General features: G+C 62.2%; 18 protein-coding genes. 1 reads left to right on the plus strand and 17 read right to left on the minus strand.

What is annotated here, in order from left to right:
* Positions 1 to 9: 9 nt before the first annotated feature.
* The 7 genes from panB to thpR all read right to left on the minus strand — a co-directional run bounded on the left by panB (position 10) and on the right by thpR (position 5660).
* Positions 10 to 801 (minus strand): 3-methyl-2-oxobutanoate hydroxymethyltransferase, encoded by a 792-nt coding sequence (gene panB / locus ACI2JR_RS04455; RefSeq protein ID WP_132729867.1) that lies wholly within the window; start codon positions 799 to 801, stop codon positions 10 to 12.
* A gap of 121 nt (positions 802 to 922) precedes the next feature.
* Positions 923 to 1402, minus strand: a complete 480-nt coding sequence (folK, locus tag ACI2JR_RS04460; RefSeq protein WP_132729866.1) for a 2-amino-4-hydroxy-6-hydroxymethyldihydropteridine diphosphokinase — start codon at positions 1400 to 1402, stop codon at positions 923 to 925.
* A complete protein-coding gene (gene pcnB / locus ACI2JR_RS04465) occupies positions 1399 to 2793 on the minus strand; it encodes a polynucleotide adenylyltransferase PcnB (protein ID WP_132729865.1) in 1395 nt (464 codons plus the stop codon). Before pcnB ends, folK begins: the two co-directional genes overlap by 4 nt.
* Positions 2794 to 2843: 50 nt before the next feature.
* Complete coding sequence (gene gluQRS / locus ACI2JR_RS04470) at positions 2844 to 3743, minus strand: tRNA glutamyl-Q(34) synthetase GluQRS (protein ID WP_462477966.1); 900 nt, start codon at positions 3741 to 3743, stop codon at positions 2844 to 2846.
* Between the two features lie 44 nt (positions 3744 to 3787).
* Positions 3788 to 4243, minus strand: a complete 456-nt coding sequence (gene dksA / locus ACI2JR_RS04475) for an RNA polymerase-binding protein DksA (RefSeq protein WP_004858018.1) — start codon at positions 4241 to 4243, stop codon at positions 3788 to 3790.
* A 164-nt stretch (positions 4244 to 4407) separates the two neighbouring features.
* The gene (gene sfsA, locus ACI2JR_RS04480; RefSeq protein WP_132729863.1) at positions 4408 to 5124 is read right to left on the minus strand and encodes a DNA/RNA nuclease SfsA; all 717 of its coding nucleotides are present in this window, start codon (positions 5122 to 5124) and stop codon (positions 4408 to 4410) included.
* A complete protein-coding gene (gene thpR / locus ACI2JR_RS04485) occupies positions 5124 to 5660 on the minus strand; it encodes an RNA 2',3'-cyclic phosphodiesterase (protein ID WP_462477967.1) in 537 nt (178 codons plus the stop codon). The genes sfsA and thpR overlap by 1 nt, the downstream gene beginning before the upstream one ends.
* Before the next feature lie 72 nt (positions 5661 to 5732).
* On the opposite strand from thpR, the gene hrpB reads away from it, so the two are divergent.
* Positions 5733 to 8162 (plus strand): ATP-dependent helicase HrpB, encoded by a 2430-nt coding sequence (hrpB, locus tag ACI2JR_RS04490; RefSeq protein WP_462477968.1) that lies wholly within the window; start codon positions 5733 to 5735, stop codon positions 8160 to 8162.
* 92 nt (positions 8163 to 8254) lie between these two features.
* Here the strand turns inward: hrpB and ACI2JR_RS04495 are convergent, their stop codons facing one another.
* The 10 genes from ACI2JR_RS04495 to gspF are packed head-to-tail and all read right to left on the minus strand — an operon-like array spanning position 8255 to position 15592.
* The gene (locus tag ACI2JR_RS04495; protein WP_462477969.1) at positions 8255 to 9055 is read right to left on the minus strand and encodes a prepilin peptidase; all 801 of its coding nucleotides are present in this window, start codon (positions 9053 to 9055) and stop codon (positions 8255 to 8257) included.
* A 14-nt stretch (positions 9056 to 9069) separates the two neighbouring features.
* Positions 9070 to 9810 carry a type II secretion system protein N gene (locus tag ACI2JR_RS04500; protein ID WP_462477970.1) on the minus strand — a complete coding sequence of 247 codons (741 nt, stop codon included), beginning with the start codon at positions 9808 to 9810 and terminating at the stop codon, positions 9070 to 9072.
* The gene (gene gspM, locus ACI2JR_RS04505) at positions 9800 to 10294 is read right to left on the minus strand and encodes a type II secretion system protein GspM (RefSeq protein WP_462477971.1); all 495 of its coding nucleotides are present in this window, start codon (positions 10292 to 10294) and stop codon (positions 9800 to 9802) included. Before gspM ends, ACI2JR_RS04500 begins: the two co-directional genes overlap by 11 nt.
* Positions 10287 to 11489 (minus strand): type II secretion system protein GspL, encoded by a 1203-nt coding sequence (gene gspL, locus ACI2JR_RS04510; protein WP_462477972.1) that lies wholly within the window; start codon positions 11487 to 11489, stop codon positions 10287 to 10289. The genes gspM and gspL overlap by 8 nt, the downstream gene beginning before the upstream one ends.
* Positions 11482 to 12462: a type II secretion system minor pseudopilin GspK gene (gene gspK / locus ACI2JR_RS04515; RefSeq protein WP_462477973.1), complete on the minus strand. Its 981-nt coding sequence runs from the start codon at positions 12460 to 12462 to the stop codon at positions 11482 to 11484. The genes gspL and gspK overlap by 8 nt, the downstream gene beginning before the upstream one ends.
* Positions 12459 to 13058, minus strand: coding sequence for a type II secretion system minor pseudopilin GspJ (gspJ, locus tag ACI2JR_RS04520; protein ID WP_462477974.1), 600 nt, complete (start codon positions 13056 to 13058; stop codon positions 12459 to 12461). The genes gspK and gspJ overlap by 4 nt, the downstream gene beginning before the upstream one ends.
* Positions 13055 to 13420: a type II secretion system minor pseudopilin GspI gene (gspI, locus tag ACI2JR_RS04525; protein WP_462477975.1), complete on the minus strand. Its 366-nt coding sequence runs from the start codon at positions 13418 to 13420 to the stop codon at positions 13055 to 13057. The genes gspJ and gspI overlap by 4 nt, the downstream gene beginning before the upstream one ends.
* On the minus strand, positions 13417 to 13935 hold the full coding sequence (gspH, locus tag ACI2JR_RS04530; protein WP_462477976.1) for a type II secretion system minor pseudopilin GspH: 519 nt from the start codon (positions 13933 to 13935) through the stop codon (positions 13417 to 13419). Before gspH ends, gspI begins: the two co-directional genes overlap by 4 nt.
* Positions 13935 to 14357 (minus strand): type II secretion system major pseudopilin GspG, encoded by a 423-nt coding sequence (gspG, locus tag ACI2JR_RS04535; RefSeq protein ID WP_462477977.1) that lies wholly within the window; start codon positions 14355 to 14357, stop codon positions 13935 to 13937. The genes gspH and gspG overlap by 1 nt, the downstream gene beginning before the upstream one ends.
* Positions 14358 to 14377: 20 nt before the next feature.
* Positions 14378 to 15592: a type II secretion system inner membrane protein GspF gene (gspF, locus tag ACI2JR_RS04540; protein ID WP_462477978.1), complete on the minus strand. Its 1215-nt coding sequence runs from the start codon at positions 15590 to 15592 to the stop codon at positions 14378 to 14380.
* Between the last annotated feature and the right edge of the window lies 1 nt (position 15593).

The raw sequence follows: 15593 nt of genomic DNA on the forward strand, positions 1-15593 counted from the left end.
CAAGACTCCTTAATGGAAACTGTGTTCTTCGCCCGGATAAACGCCGGACTCGACGTCGGCAATATACTGCCGCACTGCGGCGCGCATGTCGCCCGCTTCAGCAAGGAAATTTTTGGCAAATTTAGGGATATGGCCGCCGGTGATCCCGAACGCGTCATGCATCACGAGGATCTGACCATCCGTGACGTTGCCCGCGCCGATGCCGATTACCGGAATGGTTAACGCCTCGGTGATACGTTGAGCCAGCGCCACCGGAACGCACTCCAGTACCAGCAGCTGTGCGCCCGCCGCTTCTAACGCCAGCGCGTCTTCAAACAGCGCCTGCGCCGCGTCGCCGCGCCCCTGAACTTTGTAACCACCGAAAATATTCACCGACTGCGGCGTTAAGCCGAGGTGACCACAAACCGGTACCGCACGCTCTGCCAGCATTTTCACCGTATCCGCAAGCCAGGCGCCGCCTTCGATTTTGACCATGTTGGCGCCGGCGCGCATCACTACGGCGGCATTGGCAAAGGTCTGCTCCGGCGTGGCGTAAGCCATAAACGGCAGGTCGGCGAGCAGCAGACAGTTAGGCGCCCCGCGACGTACCGCCTGGGTGTGATAGGCGATATCGTCTACGGTCACCGGGAGGGTCGAGTCGTGCCCCTGTACCGTCATCCCCAGCGAGTCGCCTACCAGCATCACGTTGATGCCTTCATCGGCAAACAGCTTCGCAAAGCTGAAGTCATAGGCGGTGATCGTGGCGAAGCGCTTCTTCTCCTGTTTGCATTTCTGCAGCACAGCGATAGTAGTCGGTTTCATAACGTTTCCTGATGATGAAAGTCATATTAACCGGCATTCTAACAGCAGCATTCAGAGGGGCAATGGTTTTAGGCAACCGATTAGCGCGATCGCCGTAAAGGGTAAAAAAGGTGAGGGGAGACTACCAGATAGCCGGCCGGTCGGCGGCGAGATTTGTCAGCACCGTGCGTAATGCGATGCCGTCAGGGAAGTGCAGCTCAGGGGCGATCTCAAACAGCGGCCACAGCATAAAACCGCGGTTTTTCATATCATAATGGGGGACCGTCAGGCGTGCGGTGTGAATGACGGCGTCGCCAAATAACATGATATCGAGGTCCAGCGTACGGGGGCCCCAGCGTTCGGCTTTGCGTTCGCGGCCCTGCTGCAGCTCGATGCGCTGGGTATGATCCAACAGGGCTTCCGCCTGCAGATGGGTGTCCAGCGCGACGGCGGCGTTGAGGTAATCAGGTTGATCCTGCGGCCCCAGCGGCGGGGTGCGATAAAACGAGGAGACGGCGACGATCCGGCTCTCCGGGATCTCTGCCAGCGCCGCAACGGCAGCATTCACCTGATCGAGAGGCGAGGCCAGATTGCTGCCGATAGCGATATAGACGCGGGTCATGCGCTGCCCTGGCGCGGTGCGCGCTTACGCGGACGACGATGGCGACGGCGCGGCGCCGGTTCTTCATCCAGCCCGTTAAGCATCTCTTTTTGATCTGGCGGCGCGGCAACCTGGAACTCGCCCCACCATTTGGTCAGACGCTGCAGCTCGCCATTTTTTTCGGCGCCGGCGCGCAGTTCAAGCAGATCGTAGGCGGCGCGGAATTTCGGGTGCTCCATCAGCTTCCAGGCACGTTTGCCCTGGCGACGGGACATGCGCAGCTGCAGCTGCCAGATATCGCGCACCAGGGTGGTGATGCGTTTCGGAATCGCCAGCGTACGGCAGGCTTCATCCAGGACGTCATTCATCGCCAGCGCGAAGGCGTCGTTGTACGCCAGGCCGCTCTCCTGAGTGATTTTCTGCGCCATTTCCAGCAGTGGGTACCAGAACATCACCGCGAACAGGAACGCCGGGTTAACGCGCATGTCGTTATGGATGCGGTTATCGGTATTCTTCAGCACCTGGCTAATGATGTGCTCCATCGGGCTATCGCCGCGCTCGGTAAAGTAGCGGGTGATGGTCGGGAACAGCGGCTGGAACAGGTTATATTCACGCAGCAGCATGTAGGTGTCATACCCGTTGCCCGCCTGCAGCAGCTTCAGCACTTCTTCGAACAGGCGCGCCGGCGGCACGTCGTGGAGCAGCGCCGCGAGACGTGGAATCGGCTCGGCGGATTCCGTACTGATGTTCATATTGAGCTTGGCGGCGAAGCGCACCGCGCGCAGCATGCGTACCGGATCTTCGCGATAGCGGGTTTCCGGATCGCCAATCAGACGGATAACGCCGTCCTGCAGATCTTTCATGCCGCCGACGTAGTCGCGTACGGTAAAGTCGGCCACGCTGTAATACAGGCTGTTGATGGTGAAGTCACGGCGCTGGGCATCTTCTTCGATCGAACCGAAGATGTTGTCGCGCAGCAGCATACCGTTCTGGCCGCGCTGCGAGGTTACACGATCGGTGGTGTGCCCCTCGTGGTGACCGCGAAAGGTGGCGACTTCGATAATTTCCGGCCCGAACATCACGTGCGCCAGGCGGAAACGACGGCCCACCAGCCGGCAGTTGCGGAACAGTTTTCGTACCTGGTCCGGCGTCGCGCTGGTGGTGACGTCAAAATCTTTGGGCTTTTTGCCAAGCAGCAGGTCACGTACGCCACCGCCGACGAGATAGGCTTCATAGCCCGCCTTGTTCAGTCGATAGAGCACCTTGAGGGCATTATCACTGATATCTTTGCGGGAAATTGCATGCTGTTCACGCGGGATAACCGTCATATGCGTTTGTTCAACGGCGGCTTCTGCCTCGCGCTCCTCACGGCTTAGCACCTTACGGCAAAAATTAGCGACTCGGGTAAAAATGTTGCACCTCGTAGTGTCAGACGGACTTCAGGACAAAAAATAGCGGCTAATCATAGCTCAGCGAGAGTCATTTGAGAATGCTGGATTTTTTCCGGTTTCCAGTTCGCTACCGCATTGCTGAGTAAATCTGCAATACTCAGCGCGCGCCATTCCTGCTCAATATCCTGATTCAGAAACATTAACGCCCGCATAATTTCGGGCCGCGGATCGCCTTCCGGCAGCGCCGGGGCGTGGTTTTGTTTGGAGAGTTTATTCCCCTGGGCATTGAGCGCCAACGGCAGATGGACGTAGTCCGGGGCCTGCCAGCCGAAATGGTGATACAGCGAAATCTGCCGCACCGTGGGCTCGATAAGATCGGCACCGCGCACGATTTCAGTCACCCCTTGAAAGTAATCGTCCACCACCACTGCAAGATTATAGGCGAACAGGCCGTCGCGACGATGGATGATGAAATCTTCACGCGCCAGCGGTTCATCGGCGACGAGCGTGCCGCGCAGCTGGTCATAAAATGCGAGTACCGGCCGCGTCTGGCGTAAGCGCAGGGCCGCGTTGTCCGCAGGCAGCTGCAAATCGCGGCAGTGTCCATCATAAACTCCGCCGACGGCATGAATACGCGCCCGGGTGCAGGTGCAGTAATAGCAAAGCCCCTGCTGATGGAGCCAGGCAAGCCGCTCGCGGTAGGCTTCATGACGCTGCGACTGCCACAGCACTTCGCCGTCCCAGTGCAGGCCGTAGTGTTCTAACTGGCGCAGAATGGTACTGGCGGCGCCGGGGACCTCACGCGGCGGATCGATATCTTCAATACGTACGCGCCAGATACCGTTGCGCGCACGGGCCTGCAGGTAGCTGCCGAGCGCGGCAATCAGAGAGCCGAAGTGGAGTTCGCCGGAAGGTGAGGGGGCAAAGCGGCCGATATAGTGTGAGTCATTCATGAGTGACGAATAAAACATGGAGGCGGGAGAAACTCCCGCCGGAGATACGATAGCGAAGCGGATTAGCCTGCCATCTGTTTTTCGCGAATTTCCGCCAGCGTTTTGCAGTCGATGCACAGGTCAGCGGTCGGACGCGCTTCCAGACGGCGAATGCCAATCTCAACGCCACAGGATTCGCAGAAGCCGAAATCTTCGTCTTCGACTTTCTTCAGCGTCTTCTCGATCTTTTTGATCAGTTTACGTTCGCGGTCGCGGTTACGCAGTTCCAGGCTGAACTCTTCTTCCTGAGCGGCACGGTCTACCGGATCCGGGAAGTTAGCTGCTTCATCCTGCATATGCGATACGGTGCGATCCACTTCATCCCTGAGTTGATTACGCCATGCCTCAAGAATACGCTTGAAGTGCGCCAGCTGGGCTTCGTTCATATACTCTTCGCCCGGCTTCTCTTGATACGGCTCCACCCCAGCGATGGCGAGAATACTCAGGGACGATGTTTTACGGTTTTGCCCTTCTTGCATGTTGCTTCTCCTTAACACGCACTATCGATCCCCATGTTGGGGGAAAAATCAGGCCGCTATAAATAGCAGATGCTTTTCCGGATAGCAATTATCTAAACGTTACACTTGACAACCCTGTGAAGAAAAGCGTATTTGCGCTCGCGACCCGGACATAATTTAGCCGTTTATTTACCGGGGGTTAACACCACGGTAATCGGCTTATTCAGAGTCATCATTTCGGTAGAAAGTTCCGCTTTGTACGCGAGAATTTCTACCCCCCTGGCTTGCGCCTCGATCAACAACTGTGCGTATCTGGCATCAATATGATGCGCGGGTGAGAAACGATCGATCGCCGAATGGAGCACGGCGAACAGAATGACGGCCCGGTCGCCTGCCGCCGCGACGCTCATCAGCTCCCGCAGGTGCTTCTGACCGCGTTCGGTAACGGCATCGGGGAAATAACCGCTGTTACTTTCCGCCAACGTAACCGATTTCACTTCAATATAGCAGTTTTGTCGATCTTCTGCCTGTAACATAATATCGATACGGCTGTTCTCATCACCATATTTCACCTCACTTTTCAGCGTGTTATAGCCAGAAAGTTCGGGGATATTCCCGGCCAAAACCGCTTCTTTCGCCAGAGTATTGGCGCGTAAAGTATTAACACAGATTATCGCCCCCTGCTGGGTTTCAGTTAATTCCCAGGTGTGAGCGTATTTGCGTTTGGCATTATCCGAGGTGGAATACCAGACCGTATCGCCGGGGGCGGCGCAGCCGGTCATCGCCCCGGTATTTGGGCAATGCAGGGTGAGTTCCCGGCCATCGGGGGTCACCACGTCCGCCAGAAACCGTTTGTAACGTTTAATTAAAAGGGCGGGCTGTAACGGAGGATTGAACTGCATCAGCTTTCCTTGTTGAAGGGATAACGTTCCAGAGCGGTATAGCGGGTGCGTCCGCGGGCAAAACTGGACTCATAAAGTACAAACTCATTGACGGCAAACCGCCACTGAAATCCCGGCGGCGGAATGGGCACCGCGTGGCGGGCGTCGCGCAGCAGAGTAATATGCGGATGGAACGGCTGCGGGCTCTGATAGCAGCCGCTACGGGCCGCCTGGGCGCGCAGCATGTTAGCCAGCTGCAGCAGGCCGCGCGGCGGCTGCCGCGTGCCGAGCCATACTACCCGCGAACGCAGCCACTGCCCGGCATCGTCAAGGGTCAGCGTGAAGCCGGGCTGCTGGATCCGCCCGGCGAGGGCCGCCAGCGCGCGCTGCTTCTCCGCGCTGACCTCGCCGAGAAACGCCAGCGTCAGGTGCAGGTTATCGGCGGCCACCGGCCGTCCGGCATCATCCGGGAAGTGCACGGCACGCCAGTGGACGATTTGCCGTTGCGCTTCTGCGGGCAGTTCAAGGGCGAAAAACAGCCTTTTCGGCTCGGGCATGATAGAGACTCGGTAATGAATTATCAGGATGCTACAATGCTTGCCCTCAAATGTTAACCTCCGGAGCCTTTCGTGTCGTCATTGCCGGTTGCTGCCGTCCTCCCTGAACTTCTCTCTGCCCTGCAGCAGGCGCCGCAGGTGTTGCTTACTGCGCCGACCGGCGCCGGTAAATCGACCTGGCTACCGCTGCAGATCCTTGCCTCCGGTCATATCGACGGGCGGATTATCCTGCTGGAACCGCGACGGCTGGCGGCGCGTAACGTGGCGCAGCGGCTGGCGGAGCTGCTGGATGAGAAGCCGGGCGGTACCGTCGGCTACCGGATGCGCGCCGAAACCTGCGTCGGGCCGGACACGCGGCTGGAGGTCGTCACCGAAGGGATCCTGACGCGGATGATCCAACGCGATCCCGAGCTAAGCGGCGTCGGACTGGTGATCCTCGATGAATTCCACGAGCGTAGCCTACAGGCGGATCTGGCGCTGGCGCTGCTGCTCGATGTCCAGCAGGGGCTGCGTGAGGATCTGAAGCTGCTGATTATGTCGGCGACGCTGGACAACGATCGCCTGCAGCAGTTGCTGCCGCAGGCGCCGACGATCGTCTCCGCCGGGCGGGCGTTCCCGGTGGAAAAACGTTTTCAGGCGCTGGCGGCCCATCAGCGTTTTGATGAAGCGGTGGCGATTGCCGCCGCGGAGCTGCTGCGTCAGGAGCGCGGTTCGCTGTTGCTGTTCCTCCCCGGAGTGGGGGAGATTCAGCGGGTACAGGCGCAGCTGGCCGAACGGGTCGCGGAAGATGTGGTGCTCTGCCCGCTGTACGGAGCGCTGTCGCTGAGCGAACAACGTAAAGCGATTCTCCCAGCCGCTGAAGGCAAGCGCAAAGTGGTGCTGGCGACCAATATCGCCGAGACCAGCTTAACCATCGAGGGCATTCGGCTGGTGGTCGATAGCGCTCAGGAGCGGGTGGCCCGCTTCGACGCCCGCACCGGCTTAACCCGGCTGATCACCCAGCGCATTAGCCAGGCCTCAATGACCCAGCGCGCCGGCCGCGCCGGGCGTCTGGAGCCGGGGATCTGCCTGCACTTGATCGCTAAAGAACAGGCGGAGCGCGCGGCGGTGCAGAGCGATGCGGAAATTCTGCACAGCGATCTGTCGGCGCTGCTGCTGGAGCTTTTACAGTGGGGTTGCCCCGATCCGGCGCAGCTGAGCTGGCTGGATCTGCCCCCGGCGGTAAATCTGGCGGCGGCGCGTCGCTTACTGACTGCGCTGTCGGCGCTGGAGGGGGACAGGCTATCGGCGCACGGGCGCAAAATGGCGACCCTGGGTAACGATCCGCGTCTGGCATCGATGCTGGCGGCGGCGACGGATCCTGACGATGCGGCTACCGCGGCGAAGCTGGCGGCGATCCTTGAAGAACCTCCGCGCGGCGGCGGCAGCGATCTCGGCACGGCGTTTGCGCGCCAGCAGCCAAACTGGCAGCAGCGGGCGCAGCAGCTGGTCAAACGGCTGGCCAGCCGCGGCGGCCAGCCTGACGCACGACGTCTGGCCGTGCTGCTGGCCCCGGCGTTTGCCGACCGGATTGCCCGCCGCCGGGGTCAGGAAGGGCGCTATCAGCTCGCCAACGGCATGGGGGCGATGCTCGACGCCGACGATGCGCTGGGGCGTCACGAATGGCTGATTGCGCCTCTCCTCCTGCAGGGCAGCGCATCGCCGGATGCACGTATTTTACTCGCGCTGCCGCTGGATACTGGCGAGCTGATCGCGCACTGCCCCGGGCTGGTCCGGCGGTCTGATACCATCGAGTGGGATGAGGTGCAGGGTACGCTGAAGGCCTGGCGACGGACCTGTATCGGCCAGCTGGTGCTGAAAACTCAGCCGCTGGCGAAACCATCGGAAGAGGAGCTGCATCAGGCGATGCTCAACGGCATTCGCGATCAAGGGCTGGGCGTGCTCAACTGGACGCCGGAGGCCGAGCAGCTGCGTCTGCGCCTGCACTGCGCCGCGCAGTGGCTGGCGGAGGAGGCGTGGCCCGCCGTGGATGATGCCTCGCTGCTGGCATCGCTCGAAGCGTGGCTGCTGCCGCAAATGAGCGGGGTTCATTCGCTGCGCGCGCTGAAAGCGCTGGACGTTCGTCAAGCATTATCCAACTGGCTGCCGTGGGCGCTGCGCCAGAAGCTGGAAAGCGAACTGCCGACGCACTATACCGTGCCGACCGGGAGCCGGATTGCGATTCGCTATCATCAAGAAAATCCGCCCGCGCTGGCGGTGCGTATGCAGGAGATGTTTGGCGAAGCCGCCACCCCAACGATAGCCCAGGGGCGGGTCGCGCTGGTGCTGGAGCTGCTGTCGCCCGCCCAGCGCCCGCTGCAAATCACCCGTGACCTTAGCGCTTTCTGGCAGGGGGCCTATCGTGAAGTGCAAAAAGAGATGAAGGGGCGTTACCCCAGGCACGTCTGGCCGGACGATCCGGCTAACGCCGCGCCGACCCGGCGCACCAAAAAATACTCGTAGGCCGTCGCGACCCCGGATTGCGGCGCCTTATCCGGGCGACCAGCTTCGCCGGATGGGCGATTGTCGCAGGCGTAGCATCGCGCAAGCCGGGGTTACAGAGCCTGGTTCCACAGAAACAGCCCGCCGCCCGCCAGCGCCAGCCAGGGGCCGAAGGCCAGCGGTTGTTCCAGCGACTGACGCGTGAGCAGACGCTGCAGTACCGTCCAGACCAGGCCGCTGGCGGAGGCGAACAGCAGCGTCTGCGGGAGCTGTTGCCAGCCGGACCAGGCGCCTAGCGCCGCCAGCAGCTTAAAATCCCCATATCCTAGCGCCTCCTTGCCGGTCAGCAGGCGGAATAGCCAGTAAACGGCCCACAGCGATAAATAGCCCGCCATGGCGCCGGTTACCGCATCGGCGAGCGGTACAAACGTCCCCTCCAGATTAAACAGCAGTCCGGCCCACAGCAGCGGCAGGGTCAGCCGGTCCGGCAGGAGCTGCGTCGTGCCATCGACGATCGCCAGCACCAGCAGGGTGGAGAAAAGTATCAGACCGCCCAGCAGCGGTAATCCCGGCGCCAGCAGGAAGCCGGCCAGCGCAAACAGCAGCCCGCTGGTGAGTTCCGTCACCGGGTAGCGGCGTGAAATCGCCGTCCGGCAGCAGCGCGAGCGCCCCTTCAGCGCAAGGTAGCTGAGCAAAGGAATGTTATCCCTCCAGGCAATGGGCTGCCGGCAGCGGGGGCAGAAGGAGGCGGGCACGCACAGGTTGAAGCGGGCAGGGTCTTCTCCGTGCGCCATCATCAACGGTAAACGATGAATGACCACGTTAAAAAAGCTGCCAAACGTCAGGCCGAAAATAAACAGCAATCCGCACCAAAGTAGCGGGAACTGCAGCGAAAATGCGTTCAGTAAGGTCATTATCTCTCCTGGGATTACCATTGTCCCTGTAGCTGCCAGGGAATGCGTCCCTGTTCATCCTTACGCGGGTTTTGTGCCAGCAGCATCGCCAGCAGCGGCGGGGTGCCCTGGCGCATCTGGAGCGAACCGCGAAAGGCGTAGCGCCCGTCGGGATTCAAAGTGCCTTGTCCGCTGAGGCTGAGCTGCTGAGAGTCCTGGCGCAGGGTCAGCGCCAGCGCACCGGCGGGGGTACAGCTCAATTGACCGCTCACGCTGGCAAGCTCCAGTGTACCGGCGGGAGAGTTCAGCCGGGCTTCCTGCCATTGTGCCCGCCCCTGCGTCAGCTGCTGGCAGCCGGCACGGTTAAAGCGGCCGGCGGGCAGAGTTAGGCTAATCTGGCCGCCGGCCTCAACCGGGATATCGGGGGTAAACCAGCGGCTGGCGAGGGCGGCGGGAATGACAAGATGGCCATCGTGCAGCCTGAGCGTTGTCAAACCGTGTAGCCAGACCTGGCCGCGCACTCCGCCGGGATCGGAGAGGGTTATCTGCCAGCCGGGAAGTCCGGAAGAAAAAGCCATCTTCCAGCGCAGGCGATCGAGACTGACGCCGCGCCAGGTCAGCTGCCGGGCCTCACCCTGCCATACGGTGCCGGTGAGCTCGCCGACGCCGACGCCCTCCGGTAGCGCAAGAGTCAGCAGGCGAGCGGGAGCGGCGACCAGCAGCCAGAATAGATAGGCGCCCGACAGCAGCAGGCCGATGGCGGTTTTACCGGGCATCTTGCCGCTCCAGTACCAGGGCGTTGACCGTCACCCAGCCGGGCTGCTGTGGCCGGGCGCTAACCGCCAGTGAAGAGGTGGCTATTCCCTGGCGGGCCAGCGCGTCCAGCCAGAGCATCAGCGCCTGAAACGTACAGGCCTGCAGCGTCACGTTCAGCCGCGTTCCCTGCGGCTGTAGCCGGACGATGGCCAGCTTCTGACGGGCTGCTTCACGCATGATGACGGCCGGGAGTTCCTCCTTCGCGGCGCGGGCAGCGGCAGGTTTGTGGTGAGCTAATTGCTGTAGCTGCGGCGTCTGCTGCTGCATCCAGCGCAAGCTGGCCCGCTCCCTGGCGAGGGTTTGCCGCCATTGCGCCTCCCGGTTTTGCCAGGGTTGCCACAGTGCGTAATAGACCACGCTCAGCAGCAGAAGCAGGCCCATGCCGATCAACAGGCGCCGTTCCCGTGGCGTGCGCTGTTGCCATAAAACGAGAAAGTCAGCCATCGTTGCCCTCCAGTGTCAGACGCCCTTCAATGCCATCGGCGCGGGGCGTCATTTCGCCAGTCCGCACGCGAAACCCTGTTTGTGCACGGGTGGTGAACTGTTCCAGCGCCCGTGCGGACGCCGCCGAGATATCGAGCTGTAGCGCGTTGCGCCCGGCGTCCCAGCTTAGCGCCCGTAGCTGAATCCCCGGGGTGTCGGCGACGAAGTTGTGCAGGGCGCGGATATGACCGACCAGCGCAGAAGCGCCGGCCGACGCGTCAAGCTGGCGCAGATGCTGCTGCATCTGTAGCCGCGGGTTAATGACGTTTTTATCGCTTTTAAACCAGTGACGATAAAACGCCCGGCTGGTCTCCCGGGCGGCGTCTGCCTGACGGCTTAGCGCGAGATGGTCGAGCACGGCGTTGGTACTCCACAGCGCTGCCAGAAGCACCGCGGCGACCATTGCCGGACGCCAGCGTTGGCCTGCGGGTCGCCAGCGGCGCTTGGGCGCAAAGCTCCCCTGACGCAAACAGATGTACCGGGCCGCCGGGTTCTCCGCCGCCAGGGCGAGTAACTCCTGCGTCGGCCGCGGGCGCCAGGGCGCGGGCGTCGCCGGCGGCGGTGAATAGCAATCGATCGGCGGCAGCGTTCCCCAGGCGGCGAGCAGTTCCGCCAGCCACGGCGCTTCCACCGCCATACCGCTGTAGCCATCCCGGCGGATCAGCCATTGTCCGCCGGCCAGGACCGCGCTCCAGCGATCGGCACGCTGCGGTAGCGTCAGCACATCCGGCGTCAGCGCGAGGATGTTTAGCCCCAGACGATCGCAGCGGGCGAGCCAGGACTGCATTTTCTGTCGCTGGACCACTGCCACGGCGCAGTTCTCCCGCTGGCGATGGAGCAGGGCGAAGTGGCTCTCTTCGAGATCGGTAGCCAGTTGCTCTTCCAGTAAAAATGGCAACACCTGCAGCGGAGGTTTACGAACCCCCGCAGGCAGAGTGACGTGGTGAAAAGCGCAGTCGCTGGCCGGAACCAGCACCCATGCGGGATAACGTAACGCCAGCTCCGGCAGCGTGGCGTCATCGTTGGCGGAAAGCCATTCGCCGGAAACTTCCCGCTCCGGCTCATCCGGGGATCGCAGGCGCCAGGCAACCGGCAGCTCCGGGGCGGCAAGGCGCACAATGAGCATCGTCCGGCGTGGTGTTTTATCGTTATTCATCGGCCACCCTGTAGAGTCCATAGCGCCGCTGGATGACGCGGAACGTGCGCCCCTCTTTTTGCAGGACGCTACGCTGTTGATAACGCGCGCTGCCCATCACCACGGTGAAGGCGGCGACAAATCGTTCGCTATGCACCGTCAGCCAGGGGCGGGCGGCGGCGGTATCGCGGGTCTGTAAGCCCGGCTGGGCCAGGAAGGCGGCGACGCTGCTCCAGCCGCTTCTGGGGCGCGCCAGCAGCAGCTGGCGCGCCTGCTGGAGGCTCAGGTCGCCGGGAAACAGCGCCGTCAGCAGGGCCGCCTGCGCGGGTTTGAGCGTATTGACGTTGAGCTGCCACGCCTCGTCCGGCAGGGCGCAGACGTAGGGCAGCAGGCGCTGATACAGCGCCGCGTCCATCCCGGCCACCAGGCGCAGCTCGCTGACATCCTGCATTTTCTGATTCGCGGTGAGGTATCCCGGAGTTTGCGCCATATACACCTCGTCCTCTCCCCCGTTGCGCTGCGGCCGAGCGTCGCTGTCGATCCAGTCGCGCAGCGCGGCGGCGATCTGGACGGCGCGCTGCGGCTCGGCGCCGAGGCTTTCCAGCAGGCGGGTAAAGGTACGTGTCGGCCAGGGGAGGTCATCGCTTTCCTCACCGGTGCGGCGATTGATGGCGTTGAGGTTGAAGCAGGCCTGGCCGTCGGTGATGGCCGCCTCAATCTCGCCATCGTTGACCATAAAGCGCCGCCCTTCCTGCGCCCAGTTTTGCGCCAGATGGGTTTGATACGGGGAGTCCAGCGCATCGCGCTGGAGCAGCGCGGCGGCCATGGTTTCCGCCCCCAGGGCGTACCATCTGGCCTGCAGGTTATCGAGCGTAGTGGCGGTCTGCTGATAGAGCCGCGTCGTCCGCTCGGTGATGGCGCTGGCGAGCACCAGCATTAAGGCCAGAATCAGCAGGACCATCAGGAGCGCCACGCCGCGCTGTCGTTGACTCATTGACCAGCTCCTGGCGTGAGGAGAAACAGCCGCGTCATCTCACCATAACCCGCCAGCGTCAGCGTCACTTCAAGGCCCTGCGGCAGGCTTTGCGCGCTGTCCCAGCGCTCCTGCCAGCGACCCTCGGCATAAAAGCGCAGGCGGAAGGTTGTTACCCCGCTCTGCAGGACCTCTACCGTCGGCTGAGTCCCGGTGAGCGGATCCTGCTGGTCATAGCTCAGCCGCTCCAGCTGCTGCTGACGCAGGCGATAGCTGACGTTCTGGATCTCTGAACGGGGCAGCATGCCCAGCGGATTCGGCCAGCCGTTGCGACTAAAGGCCAGCGCCCAGTCATCGCTGTTGAGCTGGAAGCGTCCGGCAAAGAACAGGCTCGCGCTTCCGCGGCTCCGGCGGGGGATGATCTGATTGAAGTCGGCGGCCATCTGGCTGAAGGTGCTCTGGAGCGCCTGAATTTGCAGGCCCTTGTCCCGGGTCAGCCTGTCCGCACGGATGACGTTTTGCAGCACCGCAACCGCCGCCATGCTCAGCGCCGCCAGAATCGCCAGCGCCAGCAGCATTTCCACGAGGGTGAAACCGCCGATTCTGTTTCTGCTCATGGTTGTGTCACATAGGTGCGGAGCGACGCGACCGGGGTCTTATCGCTTTTATCATGACGGACTTCCACATCCAGCGCCCTCAGCTGTGGAAGCTCCGTCTCCACGCCTTGCCAGCGGATATGCCAGCGGCTCCCCGCGGCCTGCACCGTGGTTTCCGACGCGCTTAGCGCCGGCCAGTGGTTTTCCAGCTTCAACTGCACCAGCTGATTGTCGGCAAGCCAGCTGGCGAGGGTTTTCTCTTCCATACGCCCAAGATGGCGGGTCTGCTGGAGAGTGGCCTGCATCACGGCCAGTCCGGCCAGGGCGAACACGACCAGTGCGACCATCACTTCGATAAGCGTCATCCCGGATTGTGGTTTCATGGTCTGTCATCCCGTTGCGCGGGCTGGATTGTGCCGCGGGCGTCGACGCTTATCGCCTGCGCGGTGCCGACCTGCAGCTCGAACGGCGTCACCTCGCCGCCGGGAAACAGCAGCACATCAGGCCGCTCTCCCGGCGCCCATGGCGTACCCTGAGGGAAACTGAGCGCCAGGGTTCCCGATGCGAGGCGGCCTGAGGTGGCGACGCGGCCCGCCGGCAGAGGCTGCCAGCGATAGCCGTACCAGCTGTCCTCCGTGCCGACGTTCGCTTCGTTATCCTCGGGCGGCTGCAGCAGCATAAACTGCCAGCGATCGGGATGAATCGAGATACCAAAGAACTGGCCGGTTTGCCGCCCGCGTTCGCGGATAAAGCGCAACTGGGTCTGAAAGCGCTCGAGGGTCTGCGCCGCGTCATCCGCGCGCGAGGTCGGAAACGCCAGCATAACCATGCCCGCGCTGACGCCCATTAACAGCAAAATGAGCATCATTTCCAGGAGCGTGAAGCCGCGCTGTCGCACTATTTTTTCCCGATATTCCAGTTGCCGATATCGTCATTGGTATCCGGCATGCCGTCCGGACCGACGCTAAACACATCGATCTGACCGTGCTGGCCCGGGCTCAGCAGCTGATAGTCATTCCCCCACGGATCCTGAGGCAGACGACGGATATAGCCGCCTTCTGGATAGTTGCGCGCCTGCGGCTCGGCGGTCGGTCGGGCGACCAACGCCTGCAGCCCCTGCTCGCTGTTGGGGTAGCGGCTGTTGTCCAGCTTGTACATATCCAGCGCCCCTTCCAGCGCCACCAGATCGCTGACCACCTTCTGGCGATCCGCTTTTTCTTTGTTGCCCATTAAGTTCGGCACCACCAGACTTGCCAGAATACCAAGGATGACTATCACCACCATAATTTCCAGTAACGTGAATCCGCGTTGCCGTTGCATATTTTTCTCCATTAATACAATTACATACTCATAAGGTTGTTGAGCTGCAGGATCGGTTGCAGAATCGCCAGCACGATGAACAACACCATCCCGGCCATAGCGACCACCAGCAAAGGTTCAAACAGGCTGAGCGCCATCTGGATTTGGGCGCTCAGCTCGCGGTCCTGATTGTCAGCGGCGCGCTCAAGCATGGCGTTCAGTTCCCCGCTCTGTTCCCCGCTGGCCACCATGTAGCGCATCATCGGTGGGAAGAGGGCGGTCATTTCGAGGGCGCGATGCAGGCTGACGCCTTCGCGAACCGATTCCGTCGCCGTCTCCAGCTGGCGGCGCGCCCAGGCGTTACTCAATACCTCAGCGCTGATGCGCATCGACAGCAGCAGCGGGACGGCGCTGGCGTTAAGGATGCTTAAGGTTCGGGCATAGCGGGCGCTGTTGATGCTGCGGGTCACCCGGCCAATCAGCGGCAGGCGCAGCAGCTGTTTATGCCACTGCAGTCGCCGCGCGGGCTGACGCAGGGCATAGCGCAGCAGCAGGCCGCCGAGCAGCAGGGCCAGCAGCAGCCAGGGGCCGGCGGTCCGTACCATATCGCTGAGGCTCATCAGCAAGCGGGTGGAGAACGGCAGGGCCTGTCTGAGATGGACAAACTGATCGACGACTTTTGGCACCACCGTTGAGAGCAGAATGGCGATCACGCTGATGGCGACCAGCGTCAGGACGCAAGGGTAGATCATCGCCTGCAGCAGTCGGGCGCGGAGCTGCTGGCGCTGTTCGGTATAGTCCGCCAGCCGGTTCAGTACCCCGTCGAGATGGCCGGACGTTTCGCCTGCCGCCACCATGGCGCAATACAGCTGGTCGAAACAGCCCGGATAGCCGCGCATGGCCTCCGCCAGCGAGTGGCCCTCCAGCACTTTGCCGCGTACCCCGGCCATCAGGGTTTTGAGAGGGGTTTTTTCGCACTGCTGAGCGACGGCCTCCAGCGCTTTTTCTAACGGTATCGCCGCAGCCACCAGGGTGGCCAGCTGACGGGTCAATAAGGCCAGGTCGCCGGCGCCGGTGCGTCGGGTCAGTAGCGCGCGAGCGGAGCCCGGTAACGCCCGTTCGGCGGCGTGAATCTCCAGCGGCAGCCAGCCTTTTTCCCGCAGCAGCTGGCGGGCGTGGCGGGCGGAATCCGCCTGCTGTACGCCGCGCTGCGTTTTGCCGCGTTCATCGAGCGCCTGGTAGCGGAAAATCGCCATC

This window comes from Klebsiella sp. NPDC088457 (genome assembly GCF_044900465.1).
In the GTDB taxonomy this organism is placed as follows: Bacteria; Pseudomonadota; Gammaproteobacteria; order Enterobacterales; family Enterobacteriaceae; genus Klebsiella.